The organism is Paenibacillus yonginensis, from assembly GCF_001685395.1.
Classification (GTDB): domain Bacteria; phylum Bacillota; class Bacilli; order Paenibacillales; family Paenibacillaceae; genus Fontibacillus; species Fontibacillus yonginensis.
Genome location: NZ_CP014167.1, coordinates 95,143 through 110,514 on the forward strand (window position 1 = coordinate 95,143; position 15,372 = coordinate 110,514).

At 52.2% G+C, this 15,372-nt stretch carries 14 protein-coding genes; 11 read left to right on the top strand and 3 right to left on the bottom strand.

The features are described 5' to 3' along the window. Positions 1 to 96: 96 nt before the first annotated feature. Positions 97 to 312, bottom strand: coding sequence for a small acid-soluble spore protein Tlp (gene tlp / locus AWM70_RS00415; RefSeq protein WP_068693354.1), 216 nt, complete (start codon positions 310 to 312; stop codon positions 97 to 99). 163 nt (positions 313 to 475) lie between these two features. Between tlp and AWM70_RS00420 the strand changes: the two genes are divergently transcribed. From AWM70_RS00420 to AWM70_RS00430, 3 genes are all read left to right on the top strand, one after another. Beyond that, positions 476 to 928: a HEAT repeat domain-containing protein gene (locus tag AWM70_RS00420; RefSeq protein ID WP_206093404.1), complete on the top strand. Its 453-nt coding sequence runs from the start codon at positions 476 to 478 to the stop codon at positions 926 to 928. A gap of 157 nt (positions 929 to 1,085) precedes the next feature. After that, a complete protein-coding gene (pcp, locus tag AWM70_RS00425; protein WP_068693355.1) occupies positions 1,086 to 1,733 on the top strand; it encodes a pyroglutamyl-peptidase I in 648 nt (215 codons plus the stop codon). A gap of 231 nt (positions 1,734 to 1,964) precedes the next feature. Then, complete coding sequence (locus AWM70_RS00430) at positions 1,965 to 3,779, top strand: PAS domain-containing protein (RefSeq protein WP_068693361.1); 1,815 nt, start codon at positions 1,965 to 1,967, stop codon at positions 3,777 to 3,779. 205 nt (positions 3,780 to 3,984) lie between these two features. On the opposite strand, the gene AWM70_RS00435 is transcribed toward AWM70_RS00430, so the two are convergent. Beyond that, a complete protein-coding gene (locus AWM70_RS00435) occupies positions 3,985 to 4,878 on the bottom strand; it encodes an ABC transporter permease (RefSeq protein ID WP_068693363.1) in 894 nt (297 codons plus the stop codon). Further along, a complete protein-coding gene (locus AWM70_RS00440) occupies positions 4,878 to 5,768 on the bottom strand; it encodes an ABC transporter permease subunit (protein ID WP_068693365.1) in 891 nt (296 codons plus the stop codon). Before AWM70_RS00440 ends, AWM70_RS00435 begins: the two co-directional genes overlap by 1 nt. A gap of 162 nt (positions 5,769 to 5,930) precedes the next feature. Here AWM70_RS00440 and AWM70_RS00445 point away from each other — a divergent pair, with 162 nt between their 5' ends. The 8 genes from AWM70_RS00445 to AWM70_RS00480 all read left to right on the top strand — a co-directional run bounded on the left by AWM70_RS00445 (position 5,931) and on the right by AWM70_RS00480 (position 15,359). Next, positions 5,931 to 7,091: an amidohydrolase/deacetylase family metallohydrolase gene (locus tag AWM70_RS00445; RefSeq protein WP_068693368.1), complete on the top strand. Its 1,161-nt coding sequence runs from the start codon at positions 5,931 to 5,933 to the stop codon at positions 7,089 to 7,091. 25 nt (positions 7,092 to 7,116) lie between these two features. After that, a complete protein-coding gene (locus AWM70_RS00450) occupies positions 7,117 to 8,172 on the top strand; it encodes a DgaE family pyridoxal phosphate-dependent ammonia lyase (protein ID WP_418303227.1) in 1,056 nt (351 codons plus the stop codon). Next, positions 8,165 to 8,920: a 2-dehydro-3-deoxy-phosphogluconate aldolase gene (dagF, locus tag AWM70_RS00455; RefSeq protein WP_068693370.1), complete on the top strand. Its 756-nt coding sequence runs from the start codon at positions 8,165 to 8,167 to the stop codon at positions 8,918 to 8,920. Before AWM70_RS00450 ends, dagF begins: the two co-directional genes overlap by 8 nt. Further along, positions 8,913 to 9,938 carry a sugar kinase gene (locus AWM70_RS00460; protein ID WP_068693372.1) on the top strand — a complete coding sequence of 342 codons (1,026 nt, stop codon included), beginning with the start codon at positions 8,913 to 8,915 and terminating at the stop codon, positions 9,936 to 9,938. Before dagF ends, AWM70_RS00460 begins: the two co-directional genes overlap by 8 nt. 8 nt (positions 9,939 to 9,946) lie before the next feature. Beyond that, positions 9,947 to 10,660, top strand: coding sequence for a GntR family transcriptional regulator (locus AWM70_RS00465; protein WP_068693374.1), 714 nt, complete (start codon positions 9,947 to 9,949; stop codon positions 10,658 to 10,660). A 253-nt stretch (positions 10,661 to 10,913) separates the two neighbouring features. Then, positions 10,914 to 13,184 carry a helix-turn-helix domain-containing protein gene (locus AWM70_RS00470; RefSeq protein WP_068693379.1) on the top strand — a complete coding sequence of 757 codons (2,271 nt, stop codon included), beginning with the start codon at positions 10,914 to 10,916 and terminating at the stop codon, positions 13,182 to 13,184. Between the two features lie 279 nt (positions 13,185 to 13,463). Further along, complete coding sequence (locus tag AWM70_RS00475) at positions 13,464 to 14,441, top strand: ABC transporter permease (protein ID WP_099093049.1); 978 nt, start codon at positions 13,464 to 13,466, stop codon at positions 14,439 to 14,441. 18 nt (positions 14,442 to 14,459) lie between these two features. Beyond that, on the top strand, positions 14,460 to 15,359 hold the full coding sequence (locus AWM70_RS00480) for a carbohydrate ABC transporter permease (RefSeq protein WP_068693380.1): 900 nt from the start codon (positions 14,460 to 14,462) through the stop codon (positions 15,357 to 15,359). Positions 15,360 to 15,372: the final 13 nt, after the last annotated feature.

Consider the following 15,372-nt stretch of genomic DNA (forward strand, 5'->3'; position numbering starts at 1 on the left):
TCAAGGAAGCTTGGGAGAACCGGGGCTTATTGGGAATGGGGAAAATAATCAGGAACCTTCTCCCGAGAAGGGGAGGAGGTTCCCTGATATGGCCCTTTATTTACTGCTTTCGTCCTGAATTTCCTCTCTGAAGCCTTTGAGGCTCTTTCGCCGGTTATCGTTTTTGGCTTCGATTCCCTGCTTCTCGGATGCGGAAATTTCGTCCGCATGCTCGTCGAGGTATTCCTCGGCTTCATTCAGGTTCGCAATCGTATGGTTGATATGCTGCTGCAGATGAACGGCATTATCCTTGCGGTTATCCGGTTTAGGCACGGTTATCCCTCCTTTATGACAGAATCTTTGTTAGGATGCTTGATTGCGGGTTAAGCTATTCGTCCGGAGGCACTGAACTTCATTTGCTGCCAAACGTTGAATCCTGTCCGCCGTTACGGTAAAATTGCACTATCTGTTGTTATGGAAAAGGGGATTGTTTCGTTTGAGCCAAGAAGAAATGTTAAATGATTTGCCCGAGAATTATGCCGAACTGAAGAAGCAGGCTAACCGCTCTGCGGATTGGAGAGCACGTCTTGCCGCCGTGGAAGAATTGGGGCGTTGTGATCATAAGCAGGTAATAGATATTTTGACCCGCCTGATGGAGAGCGATCCGGTGTACACCGTGCAGCAGGCTGCCTATGAGAAGCTGCAAGCTTTCGGATATCAGGTGAAGCAGCCGACGAAGAACAAGCCGGAGCCGTTTAAAGGGGTTGGCAAAATTCTGCTTCGCATCAAAAAGAGCCTTCCGCGCGATCATGCTTACGAGGATTTCAAAGAGAAATTCAAGAAGATGCGTATCGACGTGTATGATATCTACGAAGGGGAGAAAGGCGACGAATTCGACGCCTGGCTGAAGGACATGTGGGCTTCCGCCGGCAGACCTGCTGACAAGTAGGCCGCCAACCAAGATCTGCGCTTTGGGACCCAAACCTCGCGATTCTGAGTGGCTTTCAAAGACTAATCGTCCATGAAGCCGGTCAGTAAGGGAGTTTTTTTTCAGGCAGTTTCCATCCCTCCTCTTGTTTGTTATGATCAAGCGGGAGGGATTTTTTATGACTACAAAAGTGCTGTTGTCCGGGTTTGAGCCTTTCGGCGGTGAGAAGATCAACCCGTCTTACGAAGCGGTGAACAAGCTGAACGGCAAAGTGATCGGAGAAGTCCAGCTGATCGGCATCCAGGTGCCTACCGTTTTTGGAGCATCTATTGCTGTATTAACCGAAGCCATTGAGCGATACCGCCCGGATGTGGTCATTGCCGTGGGGCAGGCCGGAGGCCGCGCGCAAATTACGCCGGAACGTGTGGCGATTAACGTAGATGATGCCCGCATCCCGGATAATCGAGGCGGACAGCCTGTTGATGAATCCGTTGTAGCTGGAGGTCCTGCTGCTTATTGGTCTACGCTGCCGATCAAATCAATAGTCAAAGCGATGAAAGAAGCGGGCATACCGGCGGCAGTATCCAATTCTGCTGGAACCTTCGTGTGCAATCATTTATTTTATGGGCTGATGCACTACTTGCAGGAGAAATCCCCGCAGACCCGGGGCGGATTTATCCATATTCCTTATTTGCCTGAGCAGGTGCTCAGCAGCGGACAGCCTTCTTTGAGCTTAAGCACCGTTGTTCACGCATTGGAGCTGGCTGCTTTGGAAGCCGCCCGCGTCCTTGAGGATATCCGGGAGACCGGGGGCGCACTGCACTAAATAAGAACGCGTCTTGCAGGGTTCTGGGTCCCGCAGCGGACCTGAATAGTCTTCAGAGCGGGCCCCACTTGGTTGGGGTTATTTGCGTTCCCCTCTTTACCAGCCGGGGTCTTTACTTTATAGTTCCTCTTAATAAGAAGGGGAATTGGGGATTGGACAGGAATCGGCAAGTGTCGTGTAGAAAGGAATGGTATTTGAGAATTAGACCTAACAGAATATAGGAGAAGCGTAATGACAAAAGATGACAGTATGTTAGATGTTACGGAGCAGGAATTACAGCCGAACTCTATATTCGGAACGGCTGCAGGGATGGCGCTCATGGGTGAGGACGGAACCTTTATGAAAGTGAATCCTTCGCTCTGTAATTTCCTTGGTTACGAAGAGCAGGAGCTGTTGGGGGAACACGCGGAGAAAGTCATCCATCCGGAGGATTTACCTCTGATTATCAAGGATTACCACAGCTGGTCGGAAGACGGGATGGAAATTTTACATTTAGAAAACCGTTATTTACATAAAAAAGGCCATGTGCTGCGCGGGTTGGTTCGTGTCTCAAAGCTGCCGGTTATGGATACCTGTATTCTTGTCATTCATGTTACGGATTTGACTTGGGCCCGTCAGCACAATGGACGCAAAACCAATTGGGAAATCATGAAGACCCTTTACCACCTGGATTCGGACGCCGTAGCGGTTGTTAGTCTCGAAGGTCGGATTATCAGGGTAAACGGTGCCTTTGAGAAGATGTTCGATTATTCTGAAGCCGAAATTTTAGGACAACCCCCGCCTTTTATATCCAATGAGCCGTTGCAGACAATAATAACCGAGCTGAAGAGGAAAAAGGAATGTGCTCCGCTGCTGAAAATGGAATACGAAACCATTAAGCGGACCAAAGACGGACAGCTCATCTCCGTATATATCAAGTTGTTTCCGATCAGCGATGAATTTGGGAAATTAAATGCGATTGGTGCGGTCATCAAAGATATTACGGAGCAAGGGGTTTTAACCAGCCAGTTCCACGATCTTGTCGCGTTTAATCTGGATCCGATCCTGATCTTTAATCCGGGCGGTTATGTGGTTCAGAGCAACAAGGCGTTTACCGAGCTATTCGGCTGGACGATGGATCAGCTGCTGGATAAACACTGGAGCCGGCTTCCCTTTAGCGTATTGGAATTCCGTTCGGATTTCAGACAGCTTGCTGATAAGGTGCTGACGGACAATATTGTGACCGGGTTTGAGACCCGGCTGCTGAAAGAGAACGGCGAGTCGGTACAGATTTCATTGACCGGGTTCCCGCTGAAATATGGCCGAAACGGAACAGGTGGCGCAACCTTCATTTTGCGGGATCTTTCCCGGCAGAAGAAGACGGAACAGCTTATGATGGAATCGGAGAAGCTGTCGCTGGCCGGGCAGCTGGCAGCAGCCATAGCGCATGAGATCCGCAATCCGATTACTTCGATCAAAGGGTTCCTGAAGCTGCTTCAGAACTCGGAGCGCAAGCAGCAATATTTCGAAATCGTCAACACGGAAATCGACCGGATCGAGCTGATCCTCAGCGAAATGCTGGCGCTAGCCAAACCGCAGACCGTTAAATTTGAACTCAAGAATCTGAGGGCCATCCTCGACCAGGTTATTTCTTTGCTGCTGGGGCAGGCCAACATGAACAACATTGAAATCCTTCTCCAAGACTACACCGACCTGCCGGAAATCCAATGCGATGAGAATCAGATCAAGCAGGTTTTTATTAATTTTATGAAAAATGCCATCGAAGCCATGCCGGAAGGCGGGACATTAACCGTCGAGCTGCTGCCGCCGAAATCGCCTAATGACCTGGATCTCAAAATTGTTTTTACCGATACCGGAACGGGGATTCCGCCAGAACTGCTGGCCCGGATCGGGGAACCCTTTTTCACGACCAAACAAAGCGGCACCGGACTTGGCTTTATGACCAGCAAAAACATCATTGAGAACCACAACGGCAAATTAAATATTACGAGCAAGCAGAATGAAGGAACAAGCATTGAAATCAGGTTTCCTACTGCGAGTTCATAAAACCTAATTAGGTTATTCCTTCAAAGCGGAGGAGGAGGGGGCGGTAAATCCGCCTTCCTTCTTCAGGATGTTATGAACTCCTCTGAATCAATTCCTACTAATTACATTTGCTTAATGAGTATATGTGAAGGGAGAAACAAAGCCATGAATAGGGATCAAGTCTTTATGAAGAGGCGTTTGTTTCGGGCTCCAATCAGTCTTTCTGTCAGATCACACGTCCCGAAGACGGGCGGCGGTTGAACAGATGGCGCAGCCCTTCGCCAAGCACGTTAAAAGTTAATATCGCAAATAAAATGGCCATAGAAGGGATCAGGACGTATTGGAATTTGCTGACGAAAATTTCGGAAATATGGGCAGCTAACATGCTGCCCCAGTCATTGCTGGTATTCAGCATTCCGGCGAAAGAGGAATAACGCTGGGCGATGAAGATGTGAAGCACGCCGAGCTGGCCGATCAGCAGCACCGATTTGCCGAAGTCCAAGCAGAGATTGACGATCAGCTCCGGGGTCATGGCCGGCAGATAGTGGTTTTTGGCCATGCGCAGCGGGCTTAAACCAAGCGCGTTCCCCGCTTCAATGTACAGCTCCTGGGAGATCCGGCTGGTTTGCTGCTGAACGAGCACGGCTACCCGGCCAACCTCGATAAAGGCGAGGAACAAGACGATCCAGAACGTTCGGAGGTGGACCTGAACGAGCAGCGGCAGGCTCATAAACGCAGCAGCAGCAATCAAGGTCGGAAAGAAGGAGAACACATGGTTCAGAATCGAAATCAAGTTGTGGGCGCCCCCTTTTTTATTTCTTGCCATTACGCCCAACGGGAAACCGATCACATAACGCAGCAGAGCAATCGAACCGGCGAGCAGCAGCGTTTCTTTAGCTCCGACGATAATCCGGCTCAAATTGTCTACCCCGAATTTATCCGAGCCCAGCGGATTCTCCGCGGAATATTTGTATGGGGGAAGCGTCAGCTTGCCGCTGTCCGACAAACGTGACGGCACAGGCGTAACATCAATGAAAGGGAGATAAGGACCAACAAAAGTAACAAACAGCAATATGGCTAACATCAGGCAGCCAACCCAGAGCATGATATTTCTGCGCATTATGATTCCTCCCTGCGGGCTTCAGCCGGACCCAGCCATCTGAGGGCCAGGAAGCTGATGATCTGAAAAAGCGCAACGATCAGCATAAAGCAGAAGGCGATGCCGATCAACACGCCGGGCTCATATCTGGGTCCGGAGATCCCCAAAAACGTCATGTAGTCAATGCCGACAAACATCCGTCTCGCCGCCCCGAGAATATTGCGGAAATATTCGATCAGCACCAGACTTGAAATAATATAAACGCCAAGCGGTGTAAAATGGGTCAAAATCCGGGTCACGCAATTCAGCATGATATGTTTAAAGAAGATCAGCCAGGAGGGCAAACCTTTGGCAACAGCGGTTTTAATATAAAATTCTCCTTCCTGGGAGGCAATGGAAGCGTAAGTAATCCGCGCCACATACATGACGGGATAAATGGAGGCCAGCACGACAGGAATATAGAAGCCTGTCCATCCATCGGGCGCAAAGAAACGAATTTTGTTGCCGTGATGAATGATGTACCACTGCGCGAGCAGCAGAAGCAGAAAGTCGGGAATGGATTGGAACAACCAGGTTACTCCGCTGCCCAGTACGCTTAACTTCCATTTGGAGAGAACGTAATCCAGCATGCCTTTGAGGATGCCGAAGACAAACGCGATCAGCAGGGCCGAGGGAATAATAAGTATGCTTTTTCCAAGTGCGTCAAGCACCTCCTGGCCGGCAGGCACATTATACTGCGACACGCCGAGCGAGCGCTCCAGCAGCAGCTGGGCAACAAAATCCCTGATGTTATTCCCGTATACGGTCCAGCTGAAATGCTCCGTCCGCGGCAGCAGGACGAACAGAATGACGAGCAGAAAGGCGGTTAAATAGATTAACAGCGACTTAAGCAGACGTGAAGCTGGTTTCATCTTTTCCTCCTATGACTTTTTATTCCATATTTTATTAGAGGGGTAAAGGATTCGTCCAGTAAAATTAATTTTAAACATTATAACGTTATATTTACATGGGCGTCTTGTTGTGATAGTTTAAGGTATAAATAAAGACTCCTTGTGGAGTGTGGAGGTGGGCCGATGGGCAGAAGGCTGCTTAGAAATCTGCGGCAGACCGATGGCAGGCTGATAGATCTCGTGATAACAGATGGAATCCTTACCGAAGTTCGAGTTCAAGGGGAGGATCTATCGGATGTACATGGAGAGGGGAATCCGGATTCCGGCGGCTGTTTTGACGGCTTTGACGTTTGGGAAGCGCCGGCCGGCACTTACGTCTCGAGCGGCTGGATTGATATGCACGTTCATGCCTTCCCCGAATTTGATCCGTACGGGGATGAAATTGATGAAATTGGCATCAAACAGGGCGTAACGACGATTGTCGATGCAGGCAGCTGCGGAGCCGACCGGATTGCCGATCTGGAAGCGAGCGGGAGGAAGGCGGATACCCGGCTGCTGGCTTTCTTGAATATTTCCCAAATCGGGCTGAAACGTATTGATGAGTTGTCCGATATGTCCTGGATTAACCGGGACAAGGTCGTGCAGGCCGTCCGGGATTATCCGGATTTTATCGTTGGCCTGAAAGCCCGGATCAGCCGCAGCGTCGTTAAGGAAAGCGGCATTCAGCCGCTTGTGGCGGCGCGGGAGCTGTCGGAACAGACGGGGCTGTCGCTGATGGTCCATATCGGCTCTGCGCCGCCGGACATCCGGGAAGTGGTGCCGCTGCTGCAGCGGAAAGATATCATTACGCATTATCTGAACGGCAAAGCCAACAATTTGTTTGATGCGGACGGCAATCCGCTGGACGTATTGACGGACGCGGTGCGGCGCGGCGTTCATCTGGATGTGGGGCACGGCACCGCAAGCTTCTCGTTCTCCACGGCGGAAGCAGCCAAACGGCACGGCATCCATCCGGATACGATCAGCACGGACATTTACCGCGGCAATCGGCTGAACGGACCCGTGTACAGCATGGCGAACGTGCTGAGCAAATTTCTGGAGCTCGGCTACGGGCTGGAGGAGACGGTGCGGCGCGTTACGGTGAATGCGGCGGACTGGCTTGGCCGTCCGGAGCTGGGCCGGATTCAAGCCGGTGATTCGGCGAACCTGACCTTTTTTACAGTGGCAGATGAGGCAACAGAGCTTGTAGATTCCGAAGGGGAACGCCGGACCTCAAACCGGCGAATTGAAGCTAAAGGAGCGGTTGTCGGTGACAAATTCTTTTCAAGCGAAATACGGGCTTAAACGGGTAATTAACGCCAGCGGACGGATGAGTATTCTTGGGGTATCCGCCCCAACGGATACTGTTATGGAAGCGATGAAGCAGGGCGGGCAAAGTTACGTGGAAATCGCGGACCTGGTCGATAAAGCCGGGGATTACGTGGCGCGTCATGTAGGTTCGGAAGCCGCCGTTGTCGTGAACTCGGCTTCAAGCGGAATTGCGTTATCCGTAGCCGCTGTCGTAACCCGGGGCAACCGCCGTCTAAGCGAGCGGCTGCATCAGGAGCCGATAGAGAAGAACGAAATCATTATTCTTAAGGGGCACAACGTGCAGTACGGCGCACCCGTAGAAACGATGGTTTATCTGGGCGGCGGCAGGCTGGTAGAAGTCGGTTATGCCAACGAGGGCAAAGCCGAGCATATGGCGGATGCCGTTAATGAACGTACGGCTGCCCTGCTGTATGTGAAGTCCCACCATGCGGTCCAGAAAAACATGATTTCGGTCGAAGAAGCCTGGGAGGTCGCACAGAGCAAGGGTATTCCGCTTATTGTGGATGCGGCGGCTGAAGAAGACCTGCAGAAGTACGTTAAGGTATCCGACCTTGCCATCTACAGCGGCTCCAAAGCCATAGAAGGCCCGACTTCGGGGATTGTAGCCGGCAAAAGCACTTATATCGAATGGCTGAAAGTCCAGCTGCACGGCATCGGCCGCAGCATGAAGGTCGGCAAGGAAACGACGTTTGGCCTGCTGCAGGCTCTGGACGAATATGCGGAGAAGCAGGACCGCAGCGAGCAGGAGAAAGCGGAATTGCAGCGTTTGGTGGCCCTCAATGGCCAAATCCCCGGCATCAAGGTTACGATCGTACAGGATGAAGCGGGCCGGGCCATCTTCCGCGGACGTATCCAGGTCGATGCTGAGAAAGCCGGATTAACGGCCAAAGAGCTGAACGATAAGCTTCAAAAGGGAGACATCGCCATTTATACTAGGGACTATGGTGTCCGCCAAGGGTATTTCGATATCGATCCGCGTCCGCTCCTGGGAGATGACATGGCCGTCATCGAAGCCAAAATCCGCGAATATACAGGGGGGACAGCAAATGTCTAATATCAGCAAACGTTTCTATAACAACCGTGTGGCCCTAAACGTGCTGGCGAAGGATATCGCCAATGCCAAGGAGGTTTTTGAGGCGGCGCAAGGCCATGTGCTGGTCGGCGTATTATCCAAGGATTACGCAACCGTTGAATTGGCCGTCGAAGCGATGAAGGCTTACGGCCGCGAAATTGAGGATGCGGTATCCATCGGACTTGGCGCCGGCGATAACCGTCAGGCCGCCGTGGTAGCGGAAATAGCCAAACATTATCCGGGCAGTCATATCAATCAGGTGTTCCCGGCCGTGGGTGCTACCCGGGCTAATCTGGACGGGAAAGACAGCTGGATCAACAGTCTGGTATCCCCGACCGGCCAGGCCGGCTACGTCAATATTTCAACGGGGCCTGCAAGCGCGGCTCAGGCAGAATCAGCCGTTGTGCCGGTGAAAGCGGCAATTGCACTTGTGAAGGACATGGGCGGCAACGCTTTAAAATATTTCCCGATGCAGGGGCTGAGCCGGGAAGAGGAGCTGCGCGCGGTAGCGAAAGCGTGCGCCGAAGAAGGTTTTGCCCTGGAGCCGACGGGCGGAATCGACCTGGACAACTTTGAGGCCATTTTACGGATTGCACTGGAAGCCGGCGTTCCACAGGTGATTCCTCACGTCTATTCGTCTATTATTGATAAAGAGAGCGGGAAAACGAATGTTCATGACGTGCAGGTGCTGCACCAAATGATGACAAAGCTGGCCAACCAATATGCCTAAGACGGTGGCTGCCTTTGGCGAGGTGATGATGCGGCTGCAGGTGCCGGGCCATGAGCTGCTTGCCCAAAGCGATACGCTGAAATATTCATTTTCGGGAACCGGCGTAAATGTCATTTCGGCGCTGAGCCAATTCGGGCATAAAGGTTATCTCATATCGAGGCTGCCGGATAATCCGCTTGGCGACGCCGCTGCCGCCTATTTGCGCAAGCTGGGGATCGACACTTCCAAGATTTTGAGGGGTGGCAGCTATTTGGGCATGTATTTCCTGGAAAATGGCTTTGGGATTCGGCCCAGCCGGGTCACCTACTCCAACCGGCAGGAAAGCAGCTTTAACACCGCTCCGGACGGTGTTTATCCGTTTGAGCAGACGGCTGGCGAAATGGATGCCGTTCATTTCTGCGGCATTACGCTGGCCATGAACGACGGCGTGCGCCGGTCCATGAAGGAGTTCGCCGGGCAGGTCAAGACGCAGGGCGGCCTGGTCATCTTCGACTGCAATTACCGGCCGGGCCTGTGGGGCGCCAGCGGCGGATATGCTTTCGCCCGGCCGCATTATGAAGCCATGCTGCAGCTGGCAGACGTCGTGTTCATGAACGAGCAGGATGCGCTGCACGTGCTGGGCATGACCTCGGCCTCCGGCAAGGAGCAGCGTCAAGAGCTGCTCGAGGAGCTGATCCCGGCCGCGGCGGAGCGATATGGGCTGCGGACCGTGGCGGGCACACACCGCAATCTTCTTGAGGACGGGCGCCATTCCCTGCGCGGCTATATCTACCGGGACGGCCGGTTCAGCTATTCGGACGTGTTGGTGTTCCCGGTCCATGACCGGATCGGAGCCGGGGATGCGTTTGCCAGCGGCATTATCCACGGCGAGCTGGAGGGATTTGCCCCTGAGCGGACGGTCGCTTTTGCGGCAGCGGCGGGCATGCTCGCCCATACGGTAACGGGGGATACGCCGATGGCTTCGGAAGCCGAGGTGCTGCGGGCGATGGCCCAAGGTCTCCGCGATGTGGAAAGGTAGGAATCAAGGTGAGTTTAAAACGGAAAGACAGACCGTTATATCTGCAAATCAAACATATTATCAAGGACCGGATTCTGCACGGCGTTTATCCGCTGGATTCGGTCATCCCCTCTGAACCGCAGCTGGAGAAGGAGTTCGGAGTCAGCAAAATCACCGTGCGCGGAGCCGTACAAGAGCTCGTGCAGGAGGGGTATCTGGAGAAAGGCAGCGGCCGGGGGACGCGCGTTGTCCGCAACACCGTTACCTCCAAGCTGTCCAAATGGAAACATTTCACGGAAATTCTTGTTGAAGAGGGCCATAAGATCCGCAAGCAGTGGCTGGGGCTGCAGCAGGTCAAGAATGAACCCGGCAGCAAGCCCTTCGAGCTGTTTGGCCCGCTGTGCCTGAAGCTGCGCCGGATCTATTATCTGAACGATGTTCCGTATATCTACTACGAGCATTACGTGTCTCCGGCCGTGGACGGCCTGGAGGACGATGAGCTGGACGGGCGTTCCCTGTATGAACTGCTGGAGGAGCAGGGGATTACGCTTGATAAGCTGCGCGACGAATTTGCCGCCGAGCTGCCCTCTGCCGAAATCGCCGACATGCTGAAGCTGAAGGAGGGAACGCCGGTGTTAAAGCGGACCCGGTATTCTTTTGACGGCCAGGGACAGGTTGCGGAGCTGAACTTCGGGTATTACCATACGGCCATGCAGAATTACGTGGTGAACTACGAGGCCTAGCAGCGCTGAGTGTTTATGTTTCAGGTTAAACGATCCTTTGTATGTAAATTGAACCGTTAATTATGTTATGAAAAATAACACGTTAACGGTTTTTTTATAGCCATTTTACGAAGCTAACAAAAATAACCGTGTTTTCATACTTTATCGCGTTTATAATTTAAAGCACTATATGTAATTCTATCGCCTTTTGTCTGTTTTGCTCTCATGTGGCTCACTTGATTGGCATATGCAAATTCAGAAGGGGGAAATATGAATGCGTCCAGTGATTCGAAGACGGCTGCTGCAGAAACACCGTGTTTTTCTCCGGCTTTTGGCGCCTTATCTTATGTTTATGCTGCTCACGATGGTGCTTGGGACTGTGCTGTATGATAAAACACTGAATCTTGTAGAACAGGAAACGGTCAAATCCAATCAACAGATGCTGGACCAGGTCAAAGATATGATCGACCGGAGAATCTCCGAGATCGATACGATTGCCAGACAGCTGATGTCCGATCCGAAGATCATGGGCCTGCAGCAGGTGGACAAGCCGTTTGAGGGCGCAAATACCTACAAGGTTTACGAAACGCAGAACAGCTTGTTCAACTACAACATCTCCAACAATTTTATCCTCGATTATTATTTATTTTTCAAAAAAGGCGATCTGGCTTTATCCTCGCAAACCTCTTACACCCTGCCTAAATTTTATCCGACTGTGCTTCAATATGAAGGGTTGGACTATGACAGTTGGACATCCAGACTGTTTGATCACTATGAAGTCCGCGAGTTTTATCCGGCCCATCCGGCTTTGTATGAAGGCAAAACCTATTCGCTGCTGACTTACGTTCGTTCGATCGGTTATCCGGGACATACGGAAGGAGCGTTAGTGATTTTGGTAGATACACGTGAAATTGAGAAGCTGCTAAGCCGCATCAACCTGCAGGACGGGCAGGCCTCCATTACCGATGCTGACGGTCAGGTGCTTCTGTCTGTAGGACCGGGCCAGGGGGAGGCCGGGAGCGGGGGCAAAATGCTGAACACCTACGCCAAATCGTCTTCCAGCGGGTGGACCTATTCGGTTTCCCAGCCTGCCGGAGTAGCGATGGAGAAGGTTTTTTACATTAAAAAGATTACGTTTATCCTCGTATTTGCCTTTCTCGGAGCAGGAGCGCTGCTGGCTTTTTTCTTCGCCTACCGGACCAGCCGGCCGCTGCAGCATCTCGTCTTCCTGATCCGGGAGCGTTTAGGAGATTCAGGACGGGCAGGAGATACTTACGGTTTCATTCATTCTTCCGTTTCGAAGCTCATCGACAGCCATGAAGAGCTGCGGCATGAGATTGAACGCCAGGCCCCGTTCCTGCGCGAAAGCTTTTTCGACAGACTGTTGAAGGGTGATTTCCAATCCCCCGCGGATATTGAGTCGCTGCTGGATCACCAGAAGCTCCAGCTTAAAGGGAAACGTTATGCGGTAGGGCTGCTGTATTTCCAGAGACCGGATAACGGGCTGAATACCGATCTGCTGCGCGAGCTGGATGTCAACCGGGTGCTGATTAAAGAGGTGCTCCGGGACACGCTTGGCAAACAGCATTTCTTTCACGACATCTCCGAAGACAAAATCGCTCTTTTGTTTGTGGATCAAGGGGAAGAGGAAGCGGCATTCCGGGGACAGATTGAACAGTGGTCCCGCGAGGCTGCGAAGAGGATCACCGAGCAGCTCGGCTACAAGCCTGCGGTTGCTGTAGGCCATTTATATGAATCGCTGCTGCAGGTAAACCGTTCGTTTGAGGAAGCCCGGCAGGCCGCGGCTTATTCCGCCGATCCGGGAGACGGTGCGGTGCGCTGGTATGGGGGGCTGCCGGACGGTAGAAATGAATTTTATTATCCGGGGGAAGTGGAAACCAGGCTGATCAACGTCACGAAGGCGGGCGATGCCGGGGAGGTCCGGGAGCTGCTCCGGATGCTGTACCACGATAACTTTACCGAGCGTCATCTGTCCCTTTCGATGCAGCAGCTGCTGCTGTTCGAGCTGCTGGGCAGCCTGGTCAAAACGGAGACCCAGATCCGGCCCGGCAGGGTTCGTGATTTTCGTTCCCTGTTTCAGCGGATTCAGTCGGCAGAGGTCCCTTCGGAGATATTCCGGCAAATTGCAGAAGGCTACATCCGCCTGTGCGGAATTGTAGACGAAAGGAAACGAAGCCGGAATGTCCAGCTGATCGATGACATTATGGAGCTGATTAAACGGGAATATAACGTTGCGGATCTGAACCTGGATTGGGTAGCCGACCGGATGAATATGTCCAAGGTTTATCTGTCGCAGTTCTTCAGGGAGCAGACCGGCGTCAATTTCTCCGATTATTTGGAGAAGCTTCGCATGGAACATGCCAAAAGTTTATTGTCGGAGACCGAGCTGACCATCCGCGAGATCGCCTGCCAGGTGGGTTACCACTCCTCCAATACATTCTGCAGAGCCTTCAAACGGAGCAACGGCATGAGCGCAACGGCTTTCCGGGAAACCTCGGATATTTATGAACGAGAGGCGCTGTGACAGGTTGTTGTCATGTATTATCCCTTAATCATGCCGCATTCCTAAAGAATGCACACGGGAAAGCGGATTCACAGCCTGTTATCTTAACAATTGCACACGCCCGAAACACAATACGATAGACTTCCTTCCACCGCTCTTTTAATCTTAGAACCAATTTCCGGTACGTCATGAGAGCTTCAAGTTCTGCCGGAATTCTAAGAAAGGCGGTGGTTTCTTCTTTTAACCTCAGCCGGTACCTTGACCGGGCTTATACCACATTTTTAAAGGAGGGGAAGACAAATGGGCATGTTGCAGGAGCAGGTAACCCCCCTTCCGGCGGGCGAACGTGAACCGGCGGTGGCCGGGAAGAAACGGGCATTATTTCGTCTGCGGCGCAGCTGGCAGCTTTATGTGTTAATGGCTTTGCCTTTTCTTTATCTGATCATCTTTAAGTACATTCCGATGTACGGCGCCCAGATTGCGTTCAGGGATTATATCGTTACCAAAGGCATCTGGGGCAGCAATTGGGTGGGACTCAAACATTTCGAGCGGTTCGTGCACTCCTATGATTTCTGGAGGATTACGAAAAATACGCTGCTGCTCAGCCTTTACAATCTGGTTGCCAGCTTCCCGTTCCCGATTCTGCTTGCACTGGGCCTCAATTATATGAGGAACGGCATCTTCAAAAAGTCGGTTCAGATGGTAACCTACGCTCCGCATTTCATCTCGGTTGTTGTCATGATCGGGATCGTCAAGGAGCTTCTCGACCCGCGCAGCGGTATCGTCAACCAGGTGATTTCATGGTTCGGCTTTGCCCCGATTGACTTTCTGAGCAAGCCGGGTTTGTTTAAGACCATTTACGTGACGACGGATATCTGGCAGCACATCGGCTTTAACTGCATCATCTTTATCGCGGCGTTATCGAGCATAGACCCGGCGCAGCACGAAGCGGCGGTCATGGACGGCGCAAGCAAACTTCAGCGTATGTTCCATGTCGATCTCCCGGGCATTATGCCGATTGCGGTGATCCTTCTTATCCTTAACACCGGGCATGTGCTGGACGTCGGTTTCGAGAAGGTGCTTCTGCTGCAGAATCCGCTGAACCTGAAGACGGGGGAAATCATCGATACCTATGTCTATAAGGTTGGCCTTGCTTCGCAGGTGGCGAACTATTCGTATTCCACGGCGATTAACCTGTTCAAGTCGGTCATCAACCTGATCTTGCTGATTTCGGTCAACAAAATCGCACAGAGAACGCAGCACGGAAGTTTATGGTAAAGGGAGGCGGACACGGACATGGAAACCGCATTTAAAAATGAATCGCTGCCGGACCGCATCTTTACCGTCGTGAACTATGTGCTGATTACGATCCTGTTTCTGCTTATTCTGTACCCGCTCATTTATGTGGTCAGCTCCTCATTCAGCAGCTCGCAGGCGGTGGTCTCCGGTGAAGTCCTGCTCTGGCCGGTAAATCCGACCCTCGAGGGTTACCGGGCGGTGTTCCAGTACAAGCTCGTCTGGAGCGGCTTCGTCAACTCCGTGATCTACACGGCACTGGGAACACTGGTGAATGTGTTTATGACCGTGCTGGCGGCGTATCCGCTGTCACGGAAGGATTTTTTCGGCAAAAACGTGTTTATGGTGCTGTTTATGTTCACCACGATGTTTACGGGCGGTCTGATTCCGACGTACCTGCTGGTTAAGGATTTGGGGATGCTCAACAGCATTTGGGCGATGATCCTCCCCGGCGCTTTGACTGTCTGGAATGTCATCATTACCCGTACCTATTTCCAGATGACCATTCCTGATGAGCTGCTGGAGGCGGCCCAGCTCGACGGCTGTGACGATTTCCGGTTTGTCTGGAAAATGGTGCTGCCCGTTTCAGGCCCGATTATCGCCGTCATTGCGCTCTACTATGGAGCTGCGAACTGGAATTCCTATTTCAATGCGCTTATTTATCTGAAAGACCAGGATATGTACCCGCTGCAGCTGGTTCTGAAAGACATTCTGATCAGCAATGACGTGGATACCACGGTGTTCTCGGGGGATCCGGCGGACGCGGCCCGGCGCGAAGCGCTTCGGGTGCTGCTTAAGTATTCCCTGATCGTAGTGACAACAGTGCCGCTGCTGATCGTTTATCCCTTTGTACAGAAGTATTTCGTGAAGGGCGTCATGATTGGTTCGTTAAAAGGATAATTAGGAGGGGTTG